The sequence below is a fragment of the Gordonia jacobaea genome, from assembly GCF_001186365.1.
Taxonomy (GTDB): Bacteria; Actinomycetota; Actinomycetes; order Mycobacteriales; family Mycobacteriaceae; genus Gordonia; species Gordonia jacobaea.
On record NZ_LDTZ01000018.1, the window covers coordinates 122,420 to 136,691 of the forward strand.

Genomic DNA, 14,272 nt, shown 5'->3' on the forward strand with positions numbered 1-14,272 from the left:
GTGCTGTCTCTCCTCACCGTGTCTACCGGAAACGAGTGCTGCGGGTCAGGATTTGTTTGCTGACACGCTCGGCGCCAGGAAACCCACCTTGTCGTAGACATCGCGCAGCGTCGCAGACGCCACCGAGCGCGCCCGCGCTGCACCGTCGGCGAGGATGCCATCGAGGTAGGCCGGATCGGCGAGATATTCGTCGACGCGTCCACGCAGTGGGGTCACGAAGTCGCTGAGGACGTCGGCGGTCTCGACCTTCAGGTCGCCGTATCCCTTGCCCTCGTACTTGGCGACGAGATCTGCGACCTCCACGCCAGACAACGCCGACTGGATGGTGAGCAGATTCGAGACCCCCGGCTTGTTCTCGGGATCGAACGCCACCTCACTACCCGTATCAGTCACCGCCGACCGGATCTTCTTGGCAGACCGTTTCGGGTCGTCGAGAAGATTGATCAACCCCTTGTCGGTCTCGGCCGACTTGCTCATCTTGGCCGTCGGGTTCTGGAGGTCGTAGATCTTCGCGAACTCCTTGACGATGTACGCCTGCGGCACGGTGAACGCCTTGCCGAAACGCTTGTTGAATCGCTGCGCCAGATCTCGGGTGAGCTCGAGGTGCTGCCGTTGGTCTTCGCCGACGGGTACCTGGTCGACCTGGAACGCGAGGATGTCGGCGGCCATCAGGATCGGATAGGTGAACAACCCGACGCTCGACGACTCGACGCCCTGCTTGGCGGCCTTGTCTTTGAACTGCGTCATCCGGCTTGCCTCGCCGAATCCGGTGATGCAGTTGAGAACCCAGGTGAGCTGCGCGATCTCGGGAACGTGCGACTGGACGTACACGGTCGAGCGGGCGGGATCGACGCCGACGGCGAGCAACTGTGCCACCGACATGCGTGTGCGGTCGGCGAGCACCGACGGATCGAACTGCACTGTCAGCGCGTGCATGTCCGGGATGAAGTAGAAGGCGTCGAACTCGTCCTGCAGCTCGACCCACTGACGCACCGCACCCAGATAGTTTCCGAGGTGGAAGGAATCGCTGGTCGGTTGGATACCCGACAACACCCGCCGCCGCGTACCCGACGCAGGTGATTTCTCGACGTCGCTCATGGTTTCCAGTCTCTCAGACGGCAGCCCCTCATTATTCGGAGGTGCTACCCGCAGGGCGCTACTCGGCGGTCACTCGAAGACGACGGTGACCGGCGCGTGATCAGACCACCGGCGGTCGTAGGCGTCGGCGCGGTCGACGAAGGCTTTCACCGTGCGCTCCGCCATGGCCTTGTTGGCGAGGTGATAGTCGATCCGCCAGCCCGAGTCGTTGTCGAACGCCTTTCCGCGCCACGACCACCATGAGTACGGCCCGTCTGTGCCGGGGTGGAGTTCACGCATCACGTCAGACCAGCCGGACTCCAACAATCCGCCGACCCACTCCCGCTCGTGCGGGAGGAACCCCGGGCTGCGCAGGTTGCCCTTCCAGTTCTTGATGTCGTGCTCGGAGTGCGCGATGTTCCAATCACCGCCGACCACCACCGGACGTCGTTTACGTGCCAACGAGCCCAGGTGCGCGCCGAACGCGTCGAGGAATCGCTTCTTCTCGGCGAACTTCTCCACGTCCTTGTCCGACGAGGTGGCCGTCGGGGCCGCAGCGCCTTTGGGTAGGTAGAGGCTTGCGACGGTGACGGCTCCACCCTCGGTGTCGAGGTCTACCTCGAGATACCTTCCCGTGGAATCGAATTCGTCGCTGGAGAAACCGACGCGCACCGCCGTCGGCTCGGTTGTGCTGAGCACCCCGACGCCCGCATGTCCCTTGACGACCGACTCAGTCATCGACAGGTGCCATCCGTCGTCGAGAAGAGGTGTGAGAACCTCCCTGGCCTGATCTTCGCTGGCACGGATCTCCTGCAGGAGCACGACGTCGGTTCCGGATGAGCGCAGCCACGGAACGAATCCCGGGTTGTTCTCCGACCGCACCTTGGTGGCCGCTCGGACGCCGTTCACATTCACGGTGGTGATCGCAGTTGGCACGGTTCGCCACACTACGGCGAGCCACCGACATCGACGCCGCGCACCCCGTCGCAGCCCAATCCGGACCGAGTCCAAAAGGTAAGGCAAACCTTGCGATCATCCAGCTTTTATGTAAACCTTGCCTAACAGAATGCGAGGTGCGAGATGTTCGTGTGTATTTGCCGGGCCGTCACAGTGGACGAGGTCCACGAGCATTGCGACGCCGGAGCCAGAACTCCCGACGCCGTCAGCGAGCGCTGCGGCGCAGGCGAAGGCTGCGGAACCTGCATCGAACGACTCACCCAGATCGTCGCCTCTCGCACCGCAGGAAGGGTCGCCACAACTAGCGCAGCCTAGCCTGACCTGCAGAAACACCCCGTGTGGATATTCCCCACGGGGCCTTTTGGCGTGCTAGGTTCACTGACACAATCAGTCCGAACCGGAGGTATGCCATGCGTGGAGACGATGAGGTCATCGCTCTACTCAACGAGCAGTTGACCAGTGAACTCACCGCTATCAACCAGTACTTCCTGCACTCCAAGATGCAGGACAACTGGGGCTTGACCGAGCTCGCCTCGAAGACGAGGGCCGAATCGATCGAGGAGATGACCCACGCGGAGATCCTCACCGATCGCATCCTCTTCCTGGAAGGTCTGCCGAACTATCAGAAGCTGCTGCCGCTCCGCATCGGCCAGACTCTGCGCGAGCAGTTCGAGTCCGACCTCGCGATCGAGATCGAGGTGGTCAACCGCCTCAAGCCGGGCATCGTGCTGTGCCGCGAAAAGCAGGACATCACGACAGCCAAGATCTTCGAGGAGATCCTCAAGGACGAGGAGCACCACATCGACTATCTGGAGACGCAGCTCGAGCTGATCGAGAAGCTCGGTGAGCCGCTCTACCTGTCGAAGACGATCGCTACGCCCCCCGACGTGGGCTGAACCAGCCACTCACTCCGACTCGGCCCCGGCACCAGCAGGTGTCGGGGTCGCTGTTGTCGCTGTTGTTGATGTGGCTGTGTGCCGGGCAGCCGTGCGTCGGGCAACAGCCAACGCCAGACCCAGTACGACGATGCCGGCAACCGCGAGTCCTGCCCCGAGGACCGACGGCGCTCGGTACCCGAACCCCGCGGCGATCACCACGCCACCGAGCCACGCACCGAGTGCGTTCGCAATGTTGAGCGCTGAATGGTTGAGCGCCGCGGCCAGCGTCTGAGCGTTTTCGGCCACGTCCATGAGACGCGTTTGCAGTGCGGGCACCATCGCCGTCGCACTGACACCGACGAGGAAGGTCAGCGGAACGGCCGCCCACGGCGACGCGACGAATGCGGCGAACAATCCGAGCACCACCGCTGTCGCGACGAGTCCCACGAAAATCGCGCGTGGCACGCTCGAATCGGCGGCGGCACCGCCGACCAGGTTGCCGACCACCATGCCGACGCCGAAGACCATCAACACCACCGGAACCCATCCGACCGAGATACCCGTGAGGCTTGTCAGCGCCGTGTTGAGATACGTGTAGAACGCGAACATGCCGCCGAACCCGACGACGCCGATCGCCAGCGTCAACCACACCTGAGGCCTGGTGAGGGCGCCGAGTTCGGTCATCGGATTGGTGACGGCCATGTCGTCGAGTGCGGGCAACGTGACGAACAGCGCACCGATCGTCACGATGCCGATGATCACCACGACCACGAAAGCTGCTCTCCAGCCAAGGCTTTCGCCGAGCCAGGTCGCCAACGGCACACCGAGGACATTGGCAACAGACAACCCGAGGAGAACGAGACCGACCGCCTTGGCACGGTTGCGAGGTCCGGCCAGGTGCGCAGCGACGAGAGCCGCGACACCGAAGTACGCGCCATGCGGGAGTCCCGCCACGAATCTCGCGACCATGAGCGTTCCGAAGTTCGGCGCCAGCACGGTCGCGGCATTGCCGACCGTGAATGCCACCATCAGTGCGATCAACAGCGTGCGACGAGACATCCGCGCGGTCAGCGCTGCGATGAGCGGCGCCCCGACAACCACCCCGAGTGCGTAGGCCGAGACAACATAGCCCGCCGTCGGCTCGGAGACATGCACCGACGACGCGATGTTCGGCAACAGGCCCATCGCGACGAACTCCGTGGTGCCGATCCCGAAACCGCCCAGCGCCATCGCCAGCATGGCGAACCGACGAGTGGCATTGGAGTGGACGACATTCCTGTTCGTCCCGGGCCCAGTCGTCCCGGGCCAGTTCGTCTCAGTCGTGGTGGTTGAGGACATTCCCGCTGCAACGAGCACCCCGGTCGGCGTGATTCCGTCGTCGACGGTGAATTCGTTCACACCCGACCCCTCGCGGGGCCGGAGTCAGGCAGCTGGTGCGCCCTCCGCCGCTGGTTTCGGTGTCGCACTCTCCGGCGACGTTGCATGCGGCGTCGAGGCACCGGGTGTCGACTCGTCAGATGTCGACGTGTCGGCTGTTGGCTTGTCGGGTGTTGACGTGTCGGGTGTTGGCTGGGGCGCCGACGACTCTGGTGCAGGCGCCTGCGCGCCGCCGGGATTCTCGCTCGGCTGTGACGACTCCCCGCCCGGGTGCGGTTGGGGTTGCGGCGAGTCGCTGACAGTCGGAGGCGTCGACCCGGCTCCGGTGCCCGTCCCGTCAGCTGCGCCGTCGCCACCAACGCTGGCCGAATCGTCGACGACTTTTCCGCCAGAGGGACCCTCAGTGCCGGTGGCGCCCTCATCCCCGGTGCTGACCCCAGCTCCGGTGGTGCCGAGCCCTTCGTGGTCACCGACGTTCTTCTCCGTGACCACGGTCCCCGAGGCTTCGGCGATCTTCTCCGATGCCGACAGCGCCACCAGCGACTCGGTGTGGCTGGTCGTCGTCGACGGAGAGCGCAGCGACGCGAGCCACTCTTCGAACGCGACAAGCGAAGGTCGGTACGCGGGTCCGGGAATGCCCGTGACATCGCGGCCGGTCAGTGTGTAGGCCCAGAACTTTCCGAAGTTCAGCGGCATCGCCGCGATGCTCCTGACGCTGGTCCTCAACGCGTCGACGCCCTGCCCCCAGAGCACCGGATCCCATGTGAACAATCCTCGTGCCATGTCCTGGAACGTGTAGACGTCGGTGAGTACACCGCCGTAGCCGAGTTGGGGCAACTGCGGGAACCAACCCATGGCCCACCGGATCGGCGGCTGGAAGTCGGCCAGTGTGATGCCGAGGATGTCCGGGAACCTCCACCGTTTGCTCACGAGGTCGGGCACGGTCCAACCGAGACCGAGTTTGTCGACGAACTGCTGGGTGAGGACCCACGCCGACGACGGCACGACGAGCTGACACGTACTGACCTGGCCAGTGGTGTTGTCGCAGTGCAACGGCTTGACTCCCCATGCGTCCCACAGGGCCCCGTTGGTCGCTGCCAAATACATGTAGAGCGGGTACAGACCATGCTTGACCCAGTAACCCGCGAAGCCATCGAGGGCACCGAGCGGATCGTGGAGCGGATCGGGCAGGTCGCAGATCGGATCGCCCGTGAAGCACACGGAGGTCACCGGAATTCCGCCGAAGTCGTCGACGCCGCGTCCGCCCGCCATGGTCAGTCCGGGGATCACGCCGATCAGAACGCGTTCGATGCCCTGTCCGTAGAGAGTTCCTGCCTGCCGAGGATCGGAGTAGAGCAGTCCGGAAACTTTGCTCGGTGAGATCTCGTGGCCAGAAGTATTGCCGGTGCCGATGCCGGTGAGCACGTCGCCGGCGATTCCCGCGCCCTGCGAGTACCCGACGATCACGACCGGATAACCCTGACACTGCGCCTGATAGCTCGCCACTGTCGACATCGTTGCCGCGACGCCCTGCGACTGACTGTCGTCGAAGCCGAAGGCACCCAACGGCCAAATCGACGCCGGATACTCGACGCGCTCGACGGTGTAGCCGGCGTACTGCGGCTGACGCGTGACGCCGTCGAGCAAATGTGCCTGGGGATCCCACGTACCGCCGACGAAGACGAGTGCGCCGTTGCCGCAATCGGCGCTGGCCTCGGCTCGCGCGACACCCGCGCCGGAAGTCTGGCCTATCGCGAGGAGAACCGCTGCGACTGCGGCGAGTCCGAGTGTGCTCGCCGCCCTGATCGATCGCCTGAAACCGAAGTGACCACCCATGCGTTCTCCACCAATCCGGCCGGTTCTGCCGTGTCATCGCGACATGGTCGGCGTCCGGGTTTGCCGACCCCTCGCGAATGATCGGATCGTAGAAGTCTGTGACCCACGCCACGGCAGAAACCGACGATCGCGCGGCGAACCGTCGATAAAGAACGTCAAATTCGACTGTTCGGACTACACGAGAAGGCATTCTTCGGGGCCATTCGCCGCCGAGGAGCACCGCGGCCGCAACGACGCCTTGTCCAGCCCAAGAACCAGCCTGCGTCGGAGGGTTCTCACTTCATTTCGACCGTGTTATATCCTTGACGCCAGGTCATGAGTATCAGCGCAAAGCCCCGGCTCGCTGATCGGCAACCCTCCAACCGCGGTGGGGTGCTCCGGGTGATGACCGGGTTGTGGGACCCCGCTCCTCGATGATCTCCATCGAAGATGGTTTCGGGTCCCCGGCAAGCGCGGGTCCGAAGGTCGGACCCCAACAGGGTCGTCGTGCCCTGCCGACCGTAGAAAGTGACGCATATTCAATGTCTGACGTCGACGTCGACCAGAACCCAGCCGACAACTGGAGTTTCGAGACCAAGCAGATCCACGCGGGCCAGTCAGCCGACGCGGCAACCAACGCCCGCGCGCTACCGATTTACCAGACCACGTCGTACACCTTCAACGACACCACCCATGCCGCGAACCTGTTCGGCCTTGCCGAGCCGGGCAACATCTACACGCGGCTGATGAATCCGACGCAGGATGTCGTCGAACAGCGTCTTGCCGCTCTCGAGGGCGGCGTCGCCGCGCTGCTCGTCGCATCGGGTCAGGCCGCGGAGACGTACTCGATCCTCAACATCGTCGAGAACGGCGGGCACGTCGTGTCGAGTCCGCGACTCTACGGCGGAACGTACAACCTCTTCCACTACACGCTGCCCAAGCTCGGCATCGAGGTCACCTTCGTCGAGGATCCCGAGGATCTCGACTCCTGGCAGGCTGCCGTGCGCGACAACACCCGCGCGTTCTACGGCGAGTCGATCTCCAACCCGAACAACGAGATCCTCGACATCAAGGGCATCTCGGAGGTTGCACACCGCAACGGCGTGCCGCTCATCGTCGACAACACCGTCGCCACCCCGTACCTGCTCAATCCGCTCGCGCATGGCGCCGACATCGTCGTGCACTCGGCCACCAAGTACATCGGCGGGCACGGAACCGCGATCGGCGGCGTGATCATCGACGGCGGCACCTTCGACTGGCGTGTCCAGCGCGACGGGAAAGACCTCTTCCCCGGTTTCACCACGCCCGATCCGAGCTACCACGGTGCGGTCTTCGCCGATCTCGGCGCTCCCGCGTACGCGCTCAAGGCCCGCGTGCAGTTGCTCCGCGACACCGGTGCAGCCATCTCGCCGTTCAACGCATTCCTGCTCGCCCAGGGCCTCGAGACCCTGAGCCTGCGGGTCGAGCGCCACGTCGCCAACGCGCAGCGCGTCGCCGAGTACCTCAACGACAACCCGCAGGTCGAAGAGGTCTACTACGCCGGCCTTTCGTCGTCGCCCTGGTACAAGCGTGGCCAGGAGCTCGCGCCGAAGGGCCAAGGTGCGGTCATCGGCTTCGAGATCGCAGGCGGCGTCGACGCGGGCAAGCGGTTCGTCGAGGCGCTCACGCTGCACAGCCACGTCGCCAACATCGGTGACGTGCGCTCGCTGGTGATCCACCCCGCATCGACCACCCACAGCCAGCTGACCCCCGAGGAGCAACTCGCCGCGGGTGTCACCCCCGGCCTCGTCCGCCTCGCGGTGGGCATCGAGGGAATCGACGACATTCTCGCCGACCTCGACCGGGGTTTCGAAGCAGCCAAGTAAACAACGCAGAGCAAGGAGCGAGGACACCTGTGTCGGTGAGCATCGACCCGCAGACGGATACAGAGCAACGGCCAGACTGGGAGAACGCCCCGGACGGCCAGATGCTCAGCGCCCGTCTCGGGTCGATCTCACTCGACAACGGTGAGCAGATCGACGACGTGACCCTCGCTTTTCAGCGGTGGGGAAAATTGTCACCTACCCGCGACAACGTCATCCTCACGCTGCACGCCCTGACCGGCGACTCACACGTCACCGGACCCGCAGATGCCGCTCACCCCTCCCCGGGCTGGTGGGACGGTCTGATCGGTCCCGGCGCGGCAGTCGACACCGACGAATGGTGCGTCATCTCGGCAAACGTGCTCGGCGGATGCCGCGGGTCGACCGGGCCTGCATCGCTGGACTCCACGGGCCGACCGTGGGGTTCGAGCTTCCCGCAACTCACCGTGCTCGATCAGGTCCGCGCCGAAGTCGCGCTGATGGATCATCTGGGCATCGAGAGTATCGGTGCGGTCGTGGGCGGCTCGATGGGCGGCGCACGGGCACTCGAGTGGATCATCGAGTATCCCGAACGGGTTCGAAGCGCACTCGTGCTCGCCGTCGGCGCTCGTGCGACAGCCGACCAGATCGGCACGCAGACAACGCAAATCGCAGCCATCACGTCCGATCCGGCGTGGCACGGCGGCGACTATCACGGCACCGGCGAGTCGCCGACGACCGGAATGGGAATCGCTCGCCGGATCGCACACCTGACCTACCGCAGCGAACCGGAACTCGACGAGCGCTTCGCGAACGACGCTCAGGGACAAGAGAATCCGCTCACCGGCGGACGTTACGCCGTGCAGAGCTACCTCGAGCACCAGGCGGGCAAACTCGTCGAGCGATTCGATCCGGGCAGCTACGTCATTCTCAGCGAAGTACTCAACCACCACGACGTCGGGCGCGATCGCGGTGGCGTGACGGCAGCACTCAACGCCTGCGACGTTCCGGTGATCGTCGGCGGTATCGACTCGGATCGCCTGTACCCCTTGCGGTTACAGGTCGAGCTCGCCGAAGAACTCGGCAATTGCGTCGGAGGCCTACAGGTGGTGCAGTCCGACAACGGACACGACGGATTCCTCACCGAATTCGACGCCATCGGCGATCTACTCAAGCGCACAGTCGATCTCGCGCGTCGCTGAACGTTCGGGTACCTCAGGGCGTTCAGGTACCTCAGGGCGTTCAGGTACCTCAGGGCGGGGGCAGCAGTCCGCCGGGAACCGGTGTCGTCGTGGTCGTGGTGGCAGGCGCCTGCCTGCCCGTGCCGGTACCGCGCTGGTTATTCGACTGGGACGCATTGCCATTCGGACCAGCTTCCCCGGAGGGTTGCTGATTGTCTGGAGTGGGTGTCTGCTCGCCGGGAGCGGGCTCCCTCGACGGCGGGGCAAACTCCGGCGGCAGCAGATTCGGCGGAATCGTGATCCCCGGCGGCAGCGGCAAGGTGGGACGACTGGTCTCGGCGCTGGGTGGCCGCGTAGTCGTCGACGGCGTACTCGGACGCGCGGAGAGTGTGAGCGTCGACGGCGACGGCGTGGTCGGCGGCAGTTGCGTTGTCGCCCACCCGGGTCCGTCGTCCTCCCGGGCTGTGCGCGGAGCTTCGGCCGGCGTCGACGTGAGTTGCGTCGGTTCCTGTCTCGTCTCCGAGGGGACGACGTCGGCTTCGTCGGATGCGGTCGACATCGACGCCACTCGAGCACTCGAAGGCGATGGGATGTCGGTGGTATTCCCGGTGAGGGTCGACCCCACCGCGTACACCGTGAACATCGCTGCCGCGATGACCACGGCGGCGACAGCAATCGGCAGCGGCGAAAGCACTCCCCTGCGCCTCCCGCCTCCCATAAAGGTCAGGCGACTCGGTGCCGCCGCCTGCTCGGACGAGAGCATCGCGGCACCCACAGCGGCGGTCTGTTCCGGGTTCGTCGGGACGATGACCTCGATGAGGCCGCCATCGGCATCCTCTTCGGGCACCATGTCGGCGATGGTCGGCAGGTTCGCCAGGCCACCGACAAGGACAATGGCGCACGCCGAATGCGTTGCGAGGTAACGGCTCAGCTCTTCGCGAGCGTCGAGCAGGAACGGACGAACCGCTGCGGCGAGCGTTGCATCGCCGATCCGGAACCGGCCTGCGGCGTCGGCTGTGCCGTGCTCGCCCGACTCCTCCTTGGCAGTTCGGACGGCGCTACGCAACGCGTTGCGACTGAGTTTGCTCGAGAACGAACCACTCACGGCGCCCGCGTCGATCACTTCGCGGACGATCGCGTCGTCGAGGGCGCGACCCGACAGCGCGCGCGAGTGTGTGATGTCGCCGATCGCTCCGGTCGAGGGATCGACGGTGTAGAGGGTCATGCCGGTGTCGCCGCAGTCGACGACGACCACTGATCGATACCGCCCGATCTGACCCGTTTCGGTCAGGCAGGCCGTAACGGCCTCCTCGACGGAGACAAGGTGGATCTGTCGGCGCGGACCCGATCCTGTCGAACCGACGAGTTCACGCCCGAGGTCGCCGCCTGCCGCGACGCCGATCGGTCCGACACGCCGGTCGGCACCTCGCGCGGCGTCGAGCATGAGGTCGATGCCTGCGTTGACCCTGCCCGCGGTGTCGTGGCCATCGCTGGGATCGACGTCGATCACTCGCGACTCCACGAGTTCGCGTCCCGATCCGTCACGGGTCAGCAGGACAAAGTGGATCATGCCCTGACCCAACGAAACACCCATCGACGTCGTCTCGTCGTGGGTGGAGCGATCCTGTGGTCTATCCAGCGTCGAAGAGATTGGTTGCCTGCCCGTTTGTCGCCGTTCGTCGGTCGTTGCGACGTGCTCACGCACCTTCGCAGCGCGCCACTACTCGGTCAGTGCGCGCGTCCGGAACCTGAGGATCCGAAGGGTCGCAGAGACTGATCAGACAGGTGCCGGATCAGCTCACGTCACGGGACACTTTACCGAAGCGTGCGCCATATTGTAATCAATCCGTGCCCAAAGGATCTATTGACGCAGCTAGCCATAACATGAGGCTTCCGACACTGGCAAGGGATATAACGTCGAAGAATCTTCCTCTGACCTGCAGCAATCCAACTCGTGACGTTGGCAACACCGCACGCATGAGCGCGCCCAATAGCAAAGCCGTTCCGAAGACGAACGAACCGCGTCGCCACCGGTCGAACAACACCAGCGCCGCTCCGGCGATCACGCCCAGCATCACCAGGAGATAGGGAATCTGCGCGATGTAGGCGCGGACCCGACGGGCGTGGCGAAGCTGCCGCACCCGCGCATCCGTCGCGGAGTTCACCGGCCGGAACCCCCGGCGACGCTCACTCCGGCCGCGAGATCTGCCTCCGCGCGCTCAACCACGTTGACGAGCAGGAACGCGCGCGTCAGTGGTCCGACGCCGCCCGGATTCGGCGACACATATCCCGCGACGTCCCACACGTCAGGGGCGACGTCGCCGACCAGCCCGTCCTCGGTGCGGCTGACGCCGACATCGATGACAGCGGCGCCCGCCTTGACCATGTCTCCGGTGACCAGATGTGGCACACCTGCCGCTGCGATGACAATGTCGGCACGCTTGATCTCTGCGGCGAGGTCGCGGGTTCCGGTGTGACACAGCGTCACCGTCGCGTTCTCGCTGCGCCGAGTGAGCAGCAGGCCGATCGGGCGACCGATCGTCACGCCACGGCCGACAACGGTGACGCGCGCGCCGTTGATCGGGATGTCGTACCGACGCAGCAGGTGGATCACTCCGCGCGGCGTGCACGGGAGCGTCGACTCCTTGCCGAGGACGAGTCGTCCGAGGTTGATCGGGTGCAAACCGTCGGCGTCCTTGGCGGGATCGATCCGCTCGAGCGCGGCGTTCTCGTCGAGGTGTCGCGGCAGCGGGAGTTGCACGATGTAGCCGGTGCAGCCGGGGTCGGCGTTGAGTTCGTCGATGGCTGCGTTGAGGTCTTCTGTGGTGGCGTCCGCGGGGAGATCCTTGCGGATCGACGCGATACCGATCTTGGCGCAGTCGGAATGCTTGCCCTTGACGTAGGACTGCGAACCCGGGTCGTCGCCGACGAGGATCGTGCCGAGACCCGGCATCACGCCGGCCATCCGCAGCTTGTCGACGCGTTCACGGAGATCGGCGAAGATCTCGTCGCGGGTCAGCTTGCCGTCGAGTCGTATCGCGCTCACCCGTCCATTGTTCCATCCTGCGCGACGTGCGGTGTCAGGTGTCGGGTGTCAATAGTTTGGGAAGTCGGGGTCGAGGATGCGCTGCGACGCCCGAGTACCGTGCTGCCATGTCCACGAATGCTGCCCGCCCGGTCACCGTCGCCGACGTCAGAAGGGCGCGGGGCCGCATCGCCGCGCACGTTCGACGCACTCCGGTGCTGCGCGCCGAACTCGACACGGTCAACGGGCGCGTGCCGGTGGCTTTCAAGCTCGAGTACCTGCAACTCGGCGGTTCGTTCAAAGCCCGCGGGAGCGTGAATGCCGTAATGGCCGCACGCGAGGCGGGAAACCTCTCGGAGAGCGGCGTCGTCGTGGCGTCCGGCGGAAACGCCGCGATCGGCGCAGCGCACGCGGCACGCATCGTCGGCACACGGTGCACCGTCGTCGTACCCGAGAACGCCCCACCGGTGAAAGTGACGGCGCTACGGGATCTGGGAGCCGAGGTTCGGCTGCACGGCTCGAAATATCATGACGCCGCCGAGTTCGCGGATGCTCTCGCCACGGAGACCGGTGCGCTGCTGCTGCACGCATACGACCTCCCCGACGTCGTCGCGGGCGCCGGAACCATCGCCCTCGAGTTGGCCGCCGAGGTCCCCGGACCACAGACCGTCGTCGCGTGCGTGGGAGGCGGCGGACTGCTCGGGGGTCTCGCAGCGGCCCAGCGTCCCGGCGATCGTCTCGTCGGCGCGGAGCCCACCGGAGCGTCGAGTCTGCATCAGGCGATAGAGGCGGGCGGGCCGGTATCCGTCGAGCTCGACAGCATCGCCGCGGACTCCTTGGGCGCCACCAGGATCGGCGACATCTGCTGGTCGACCATCGCCGACAAGACAGTCGAGAGCGTCGTCGTCTCCGACGACGAGATCATCGCCGCGCGTCGAATGCTGTGGGAGCAGTTCCGGATTGTCGTCGAGCACGGCACCGCCACCGCAGTCGCGGCGGTCGTCGCGGGGCTGGTGACGCCGGCCCCCGACTCGACGCTGTGCGTGCTGCTGTGCGGAGCCAACACCCGACTCGACGACCTCTGAGCCGACTGGGCGCTCCCTCGCGTCGACTGGGCGTCCCCTCGCGCCGACTGGGCGCTCCCTCGCGTCGACTGGGCGTCCCCTCATGTCGACTGGGCGCTCCCTCGCGTCGACTGTGCGTCGACCGCCCCCGGCGGGGCGTCGGATCACGCTCTGCACAATGGACCCCATGTTCCGCATCATGTTCTATCAGCCGTGCATCCCGCCCAACACGGGTAACGCGATCCGGCTGGCTGCCAACACCGGCTGCGAACTCCATCTGATCGAGCCGCTCGGTTTCTCGATGTCCGACGCTCAGGTGAAACGAGCTGGCCTCGACTACCACGAGATGGCGAACGTGACCGTCCACCCGAACCTCGTCACAGCGTTCACCGAGCTGAAACCGCAACGCGTCTTCGCATTTACCGCGCATGCATCGCGCTATCACACCGACGTCGACTATCGCCCCGGCGACGTACTGCTGTTCGGTCCGGAACCCACCGGACTCCCCGACGACGTGCTCGCCGAACCCGAGATCACCGACCGGCTTCGTATCCCGATGCTCGCCGGGCGCCGCTCACACAACCTGGCGAATGCCGCGAGCATCGTCGTCTACGAGGCGTGGCGACAGAACGGATTCGACGGCGCGGTGTGACGAAATTTCCTGCGCACTAACGGGACTGGCGCACAGTCGGCGCCACGGAGCGCACAGTCGGCCTTACGTGACGCACAGTCGGCGCTATGCGGGACCCACTCGATGGAATCGCGTCCGCTCGGCAGACGGATGGACCGCCCGCCTAGCCGACGCGGAAACGCTTGGTGCGCGCTGTCGCTCCCCCGATGAGCGCCACCTTGGACTTCGGCACGCCAAGGTGCTTGGCGAGCAGTTCGGCGACCGCCTTGTTCGCCTTACCCTCTGTGGCGGGCTCGCGCACGTAGATGGTGATGGAACCGTCCGGCCCGGTCTCGACGAGCGGCCCCTTGCGACTACTCGGTTTTGCCGTGACGATCACCTGTTTCGCCATCTGTTCCTCTCCCCGCTGTCGTTGTGCGCGAATGC

At 65.4% G+C, this 14,272-nt stretch carries 14 protein-coding genes and 1 riboswitch; of the genes, 6 read left to right on the top strand and 8 right to left on the bottom strand.

Annotated features, from left to right (window positions below):
* Window positions 1–45 precede the first annotated feature (45 nt).
* Complete coding sequence (gene trpS, locus ABW18_RS13920) at window positions 46–1,098, bottom strand: tryptophan--tRNA ligase (RefSeq protein ID WP_049699584.1); 1,053 nt, start codon at window positions 1,096–1,098, stop codon at window positions 46–48.
* Between the two features lie 69 nt (window positions 1,099–1,167).
* Entirely contained in the window at window positions 1,168–2,013 is an 846-nt protein-coding gene (locus ABW18_RS13925; protein ID WP_049699798.1) for an exodeoxyribonuclease III, read from the bottom strand.
* Window positions 2,014–2,157: 144 nt separating this feature from the next.
* Between ABW18_RS13925 and ABW18_RS22470 the strand changes: the two genes are divergently transcribed.
* The gene (locus ABW18_RS22470) at window positions 2,158–2,349 is read left to right on the top strand and encodes a (2Fe-2S)-binding protein (protein WP_005207883.1); all 192 of its coding nucleotides are present in this window, start codon (window positions 2,158–2,160) and stop codon (window positions 2,347–2,349) included.
* Window positions 2,350–2,444: 95 nt separating this feature from the next.
* Complete coding sequence (gene bfr, locus ABW18_RS13930; RefSeq protein WP_049699585.1) at window positions 2,445–2,930, top strand: bacterioferritin; 486 nt, start codon at window positions 2,445–2,447, stop codon at window positions 2,928–2,930.
* A gap of 9 nt (window positions 2,931–2,939) precedes the next feature.
* Here bfr and ABW18_RS13935 read toward each other — a convergent pair whose 3' ends face one another.
* Both ABW18_RS13935 and ABW18_RS13940 read right to left on the bottom strand, forming a co-directional pair.
* Window positions 2,940–4,250 carry an MFS transporter gene (locus tag ABW18_RS13935; protein ID WP_049699799.1) on the bottom strand — a complete coding sequence of 437 codons (1,311 nt, stop codon included), beginning with the start codon at window positions 4,248–4,250 and terminating at the stop codon, window positions 2,940–2,942.
* An 84-nt stretch (window positions 4,251–4,334) separates the two neighbouring features.
* Window positions 4,335–6,125, bottom strand: coding sequence for a cutinase family protein (locus tag ABW18_RS13940; RefSeq protein ID WP_049699586.1), 1,791 nt, complete (start codon window positions 6,123–6,125; stop codon window positions 4,335–4,337).
* 311 nt (window positions 6,126–6,436) lie between these two features.
* Window positions 6,437–6,584: riboswitch (SAM riboswitch) on the top strand.
* Window positions 6,585–6,646: 62 nt separating this feature from the next.
* Here ABW18_RS13940 and ABW18_RS13945 point away from each other — a divergent pair.
* A complete protein-coding gene (locus tag ABW18_RS13945; RefSeq protein WP_049699587.1) occupies window positions 6,647–7,969 on the top strand; it encodes a bifunctional o-acetylhomoserine/o-acetylserine sulfhydrylase in 1,323 nt (440 codons plus the stop codon).
* A gap of 29 nt (window positions 7,970–7,998) precedes the next feature.
* Complete coding sequence (gene metX, locus ABW18_RS13950; protein ID WP_049699588.1) at window positions 7,999–9,147, top strand: homoserine O-acetyltransferase MetX; 1,149 nt, start codon at window positions 7,999–8,001, stop codon at window positions 9,145–9,147.
* Window positions 9,148–9,196: 49 nt separating this feature from the next.
* On the opposite strand, the gene ABW18_RS13955 is transcribed toward metX, so the two are convergent.
* The 3 genes from ABW18_RS13955 to ABW18_RS13965 all read right to left on the bottom strand — a co-directional run bounded on the left by ABW18_RS13955 (window position 9,197) and on the right by ABW18_RS13965 (window position 12,172).
* Window positions 9,197–10,720 carry a hypothetical protein gene (locus ABW18_RS13955; protein WP_049699589.1) on the bottom strand — a complete coding sequence of 508 codons (1,524 nt, stop codon included), beginning with the start codon at window positions 10,718–10,720 and terminating at the stop codon, window positions 9,197–9,199.
* 247 nt (window positions 10,721–10,967) lie between these two features.
* A complete protein-coding gene (locus ABW18_RS13960) occupies window positions 10,968–11,291 on the bottom strand; it encodes a DUF3017 domain-containing protein (RefSeq protein WP_049699590.1) in 324 nt (107 codons plus the stop codon).
* On the bottom strand, window positions 11,288–12,172 hold the full coding sequence (locus ABW18_RS13965) for a bifunctional methylenetetrahydrofolate dehydrogenase/methenyltetrahydrofolate cyclohydrolase (protein ID WP_049699591.1): 885 nt from the start codon (window positions 12,170–12,172) through the stop codon (window positions 11,288–11,290). Before ABW18_RS13965 ends, ABW18_RS13960 begins: the two co-directional genes overlap by 4 nt.
* Window positions 12,173–12,279: 107 nt before the next feature.
* Here ABW18_RS13965 and ABW18_RS13970 point away from each other — a divergent pair, with 107 nt between their 5' ends.
* Window positions 12,280–13,236 carry a serine/threonine dehydratase gene (locus ABW18_RS13970; RefSeq protein ID WP_049699592.1) on the top strand — a complete coding sequence of 319 codons (957 nt, stop codon included), beginning with the start codon at window positions 12,280–12,282 and terminating at the stop codon, window positions 13,234–13,236.
* Window positions 13,237–13,402: 166 nt separating this feature from the next.
* Complete coding sequence (locus ABW18_RS13975) at window positions 13,403–13,867, top strand: tRNA (cytidine(34)-2'-O)-methyltransferase (protein WP_049699800.1); 465 nt, start codon at window positions 13,403–13,405, stop codon at window positions 13,865–13,867.
* A 142-nt stretch (window positions 13,868–14,009) separates the two neighbouring features.
* Here the strand turns inward: ABW18_RS13975 and ABW18_RS13980 are convergent, their stop codons facing one another.
* Window positions 14,010–14,237 (bottom strand): DUF167 domain-containing protein, encoded by a 228-nt coding sequence (locus tag ABW18_RS13980; protein WP_005207899.1) that lies wholly within the window; start codon window positions 14,235–14,237, stop codon window positions 14,010–14,012.
* Between the last annotated feature and the right edge of the window lie 35 nt (window positions 14,238–14,272).

Excerpts from the sequence above, each read along its gene's own strand:
- trpS (WP_049699584.1), bottom strand. The coding sequence starts at position 1,098 with ATGAGCGACGTCGAGAAATCACCTGCGTCGGGTACGCGGCGGCGGGTG.
- ABW18_RS22470 (WP_005207883.1), top strand. The coding sequence starts at position 2,158 with ATGTTCGTGTGTATTTGCCGGGCCGTCACAGTGGACGAGGTCCACGAG.
- bfr (WP_049699585.1), top strand. The coding sequence starts at position 2,445 with ATGCGTGGAGACGATGAGGTCATCGCTCTACTCAACGAGCAGTTGACC.
- ABW18_RS13935 (WP_049699799.1), bottom strand. The coding sequence starts at position 4,250 with ATGTCCTCAACCACCACGACTGAGACGAACTGGCCCGGGACGACTGGG.
- ABW18_RS13940 (WP_049699586.1), bottom strand. The coding sequence starts at position 6,125 with ATGGGTGGTCACTTCGGTTTCAGGCGATCGATCAGGGCGGCGAGCACA.
- ABW18_RS13945 (WP_049699587.1), top strand. The coding sequence starts at position 6,647 with ATGTCTGACGTCGACGTCGACCAGAACCCAGCCGACAACTGGAGTTTC.
- ABW18_RS13955 (WP_049699589.1), bottom strand. The coding sequence starts at position 10,720 with ATGGGTGTTTCGTTGGGTCAGGGCATGATCCACTTTGTCCTGCTGACC.
- ABW18_RS13970 (WP_049699592.1), top strand. The coding sequence starts at position 12,280 with ATGTCCACGAATGCTGCCCGCCCGGTCACCGTCGCCGACGTCAGAAGG.
- ABW18_RS13975 (WP_049699800.1), top strand. The coding sequence starts at position 13,403 with ATGTTCCGCATCATGTTCTATCAGCCGTGCATCCCGCCCAACACGGGT.
- ABW18_RS13980 (WP_005207899.1), bottom strand. The coding sequence starts at position 14,237 with ATGGCGAAACAGGTGATCGTCACGGCAAAACCGAGTAGTCGCAAGGGG.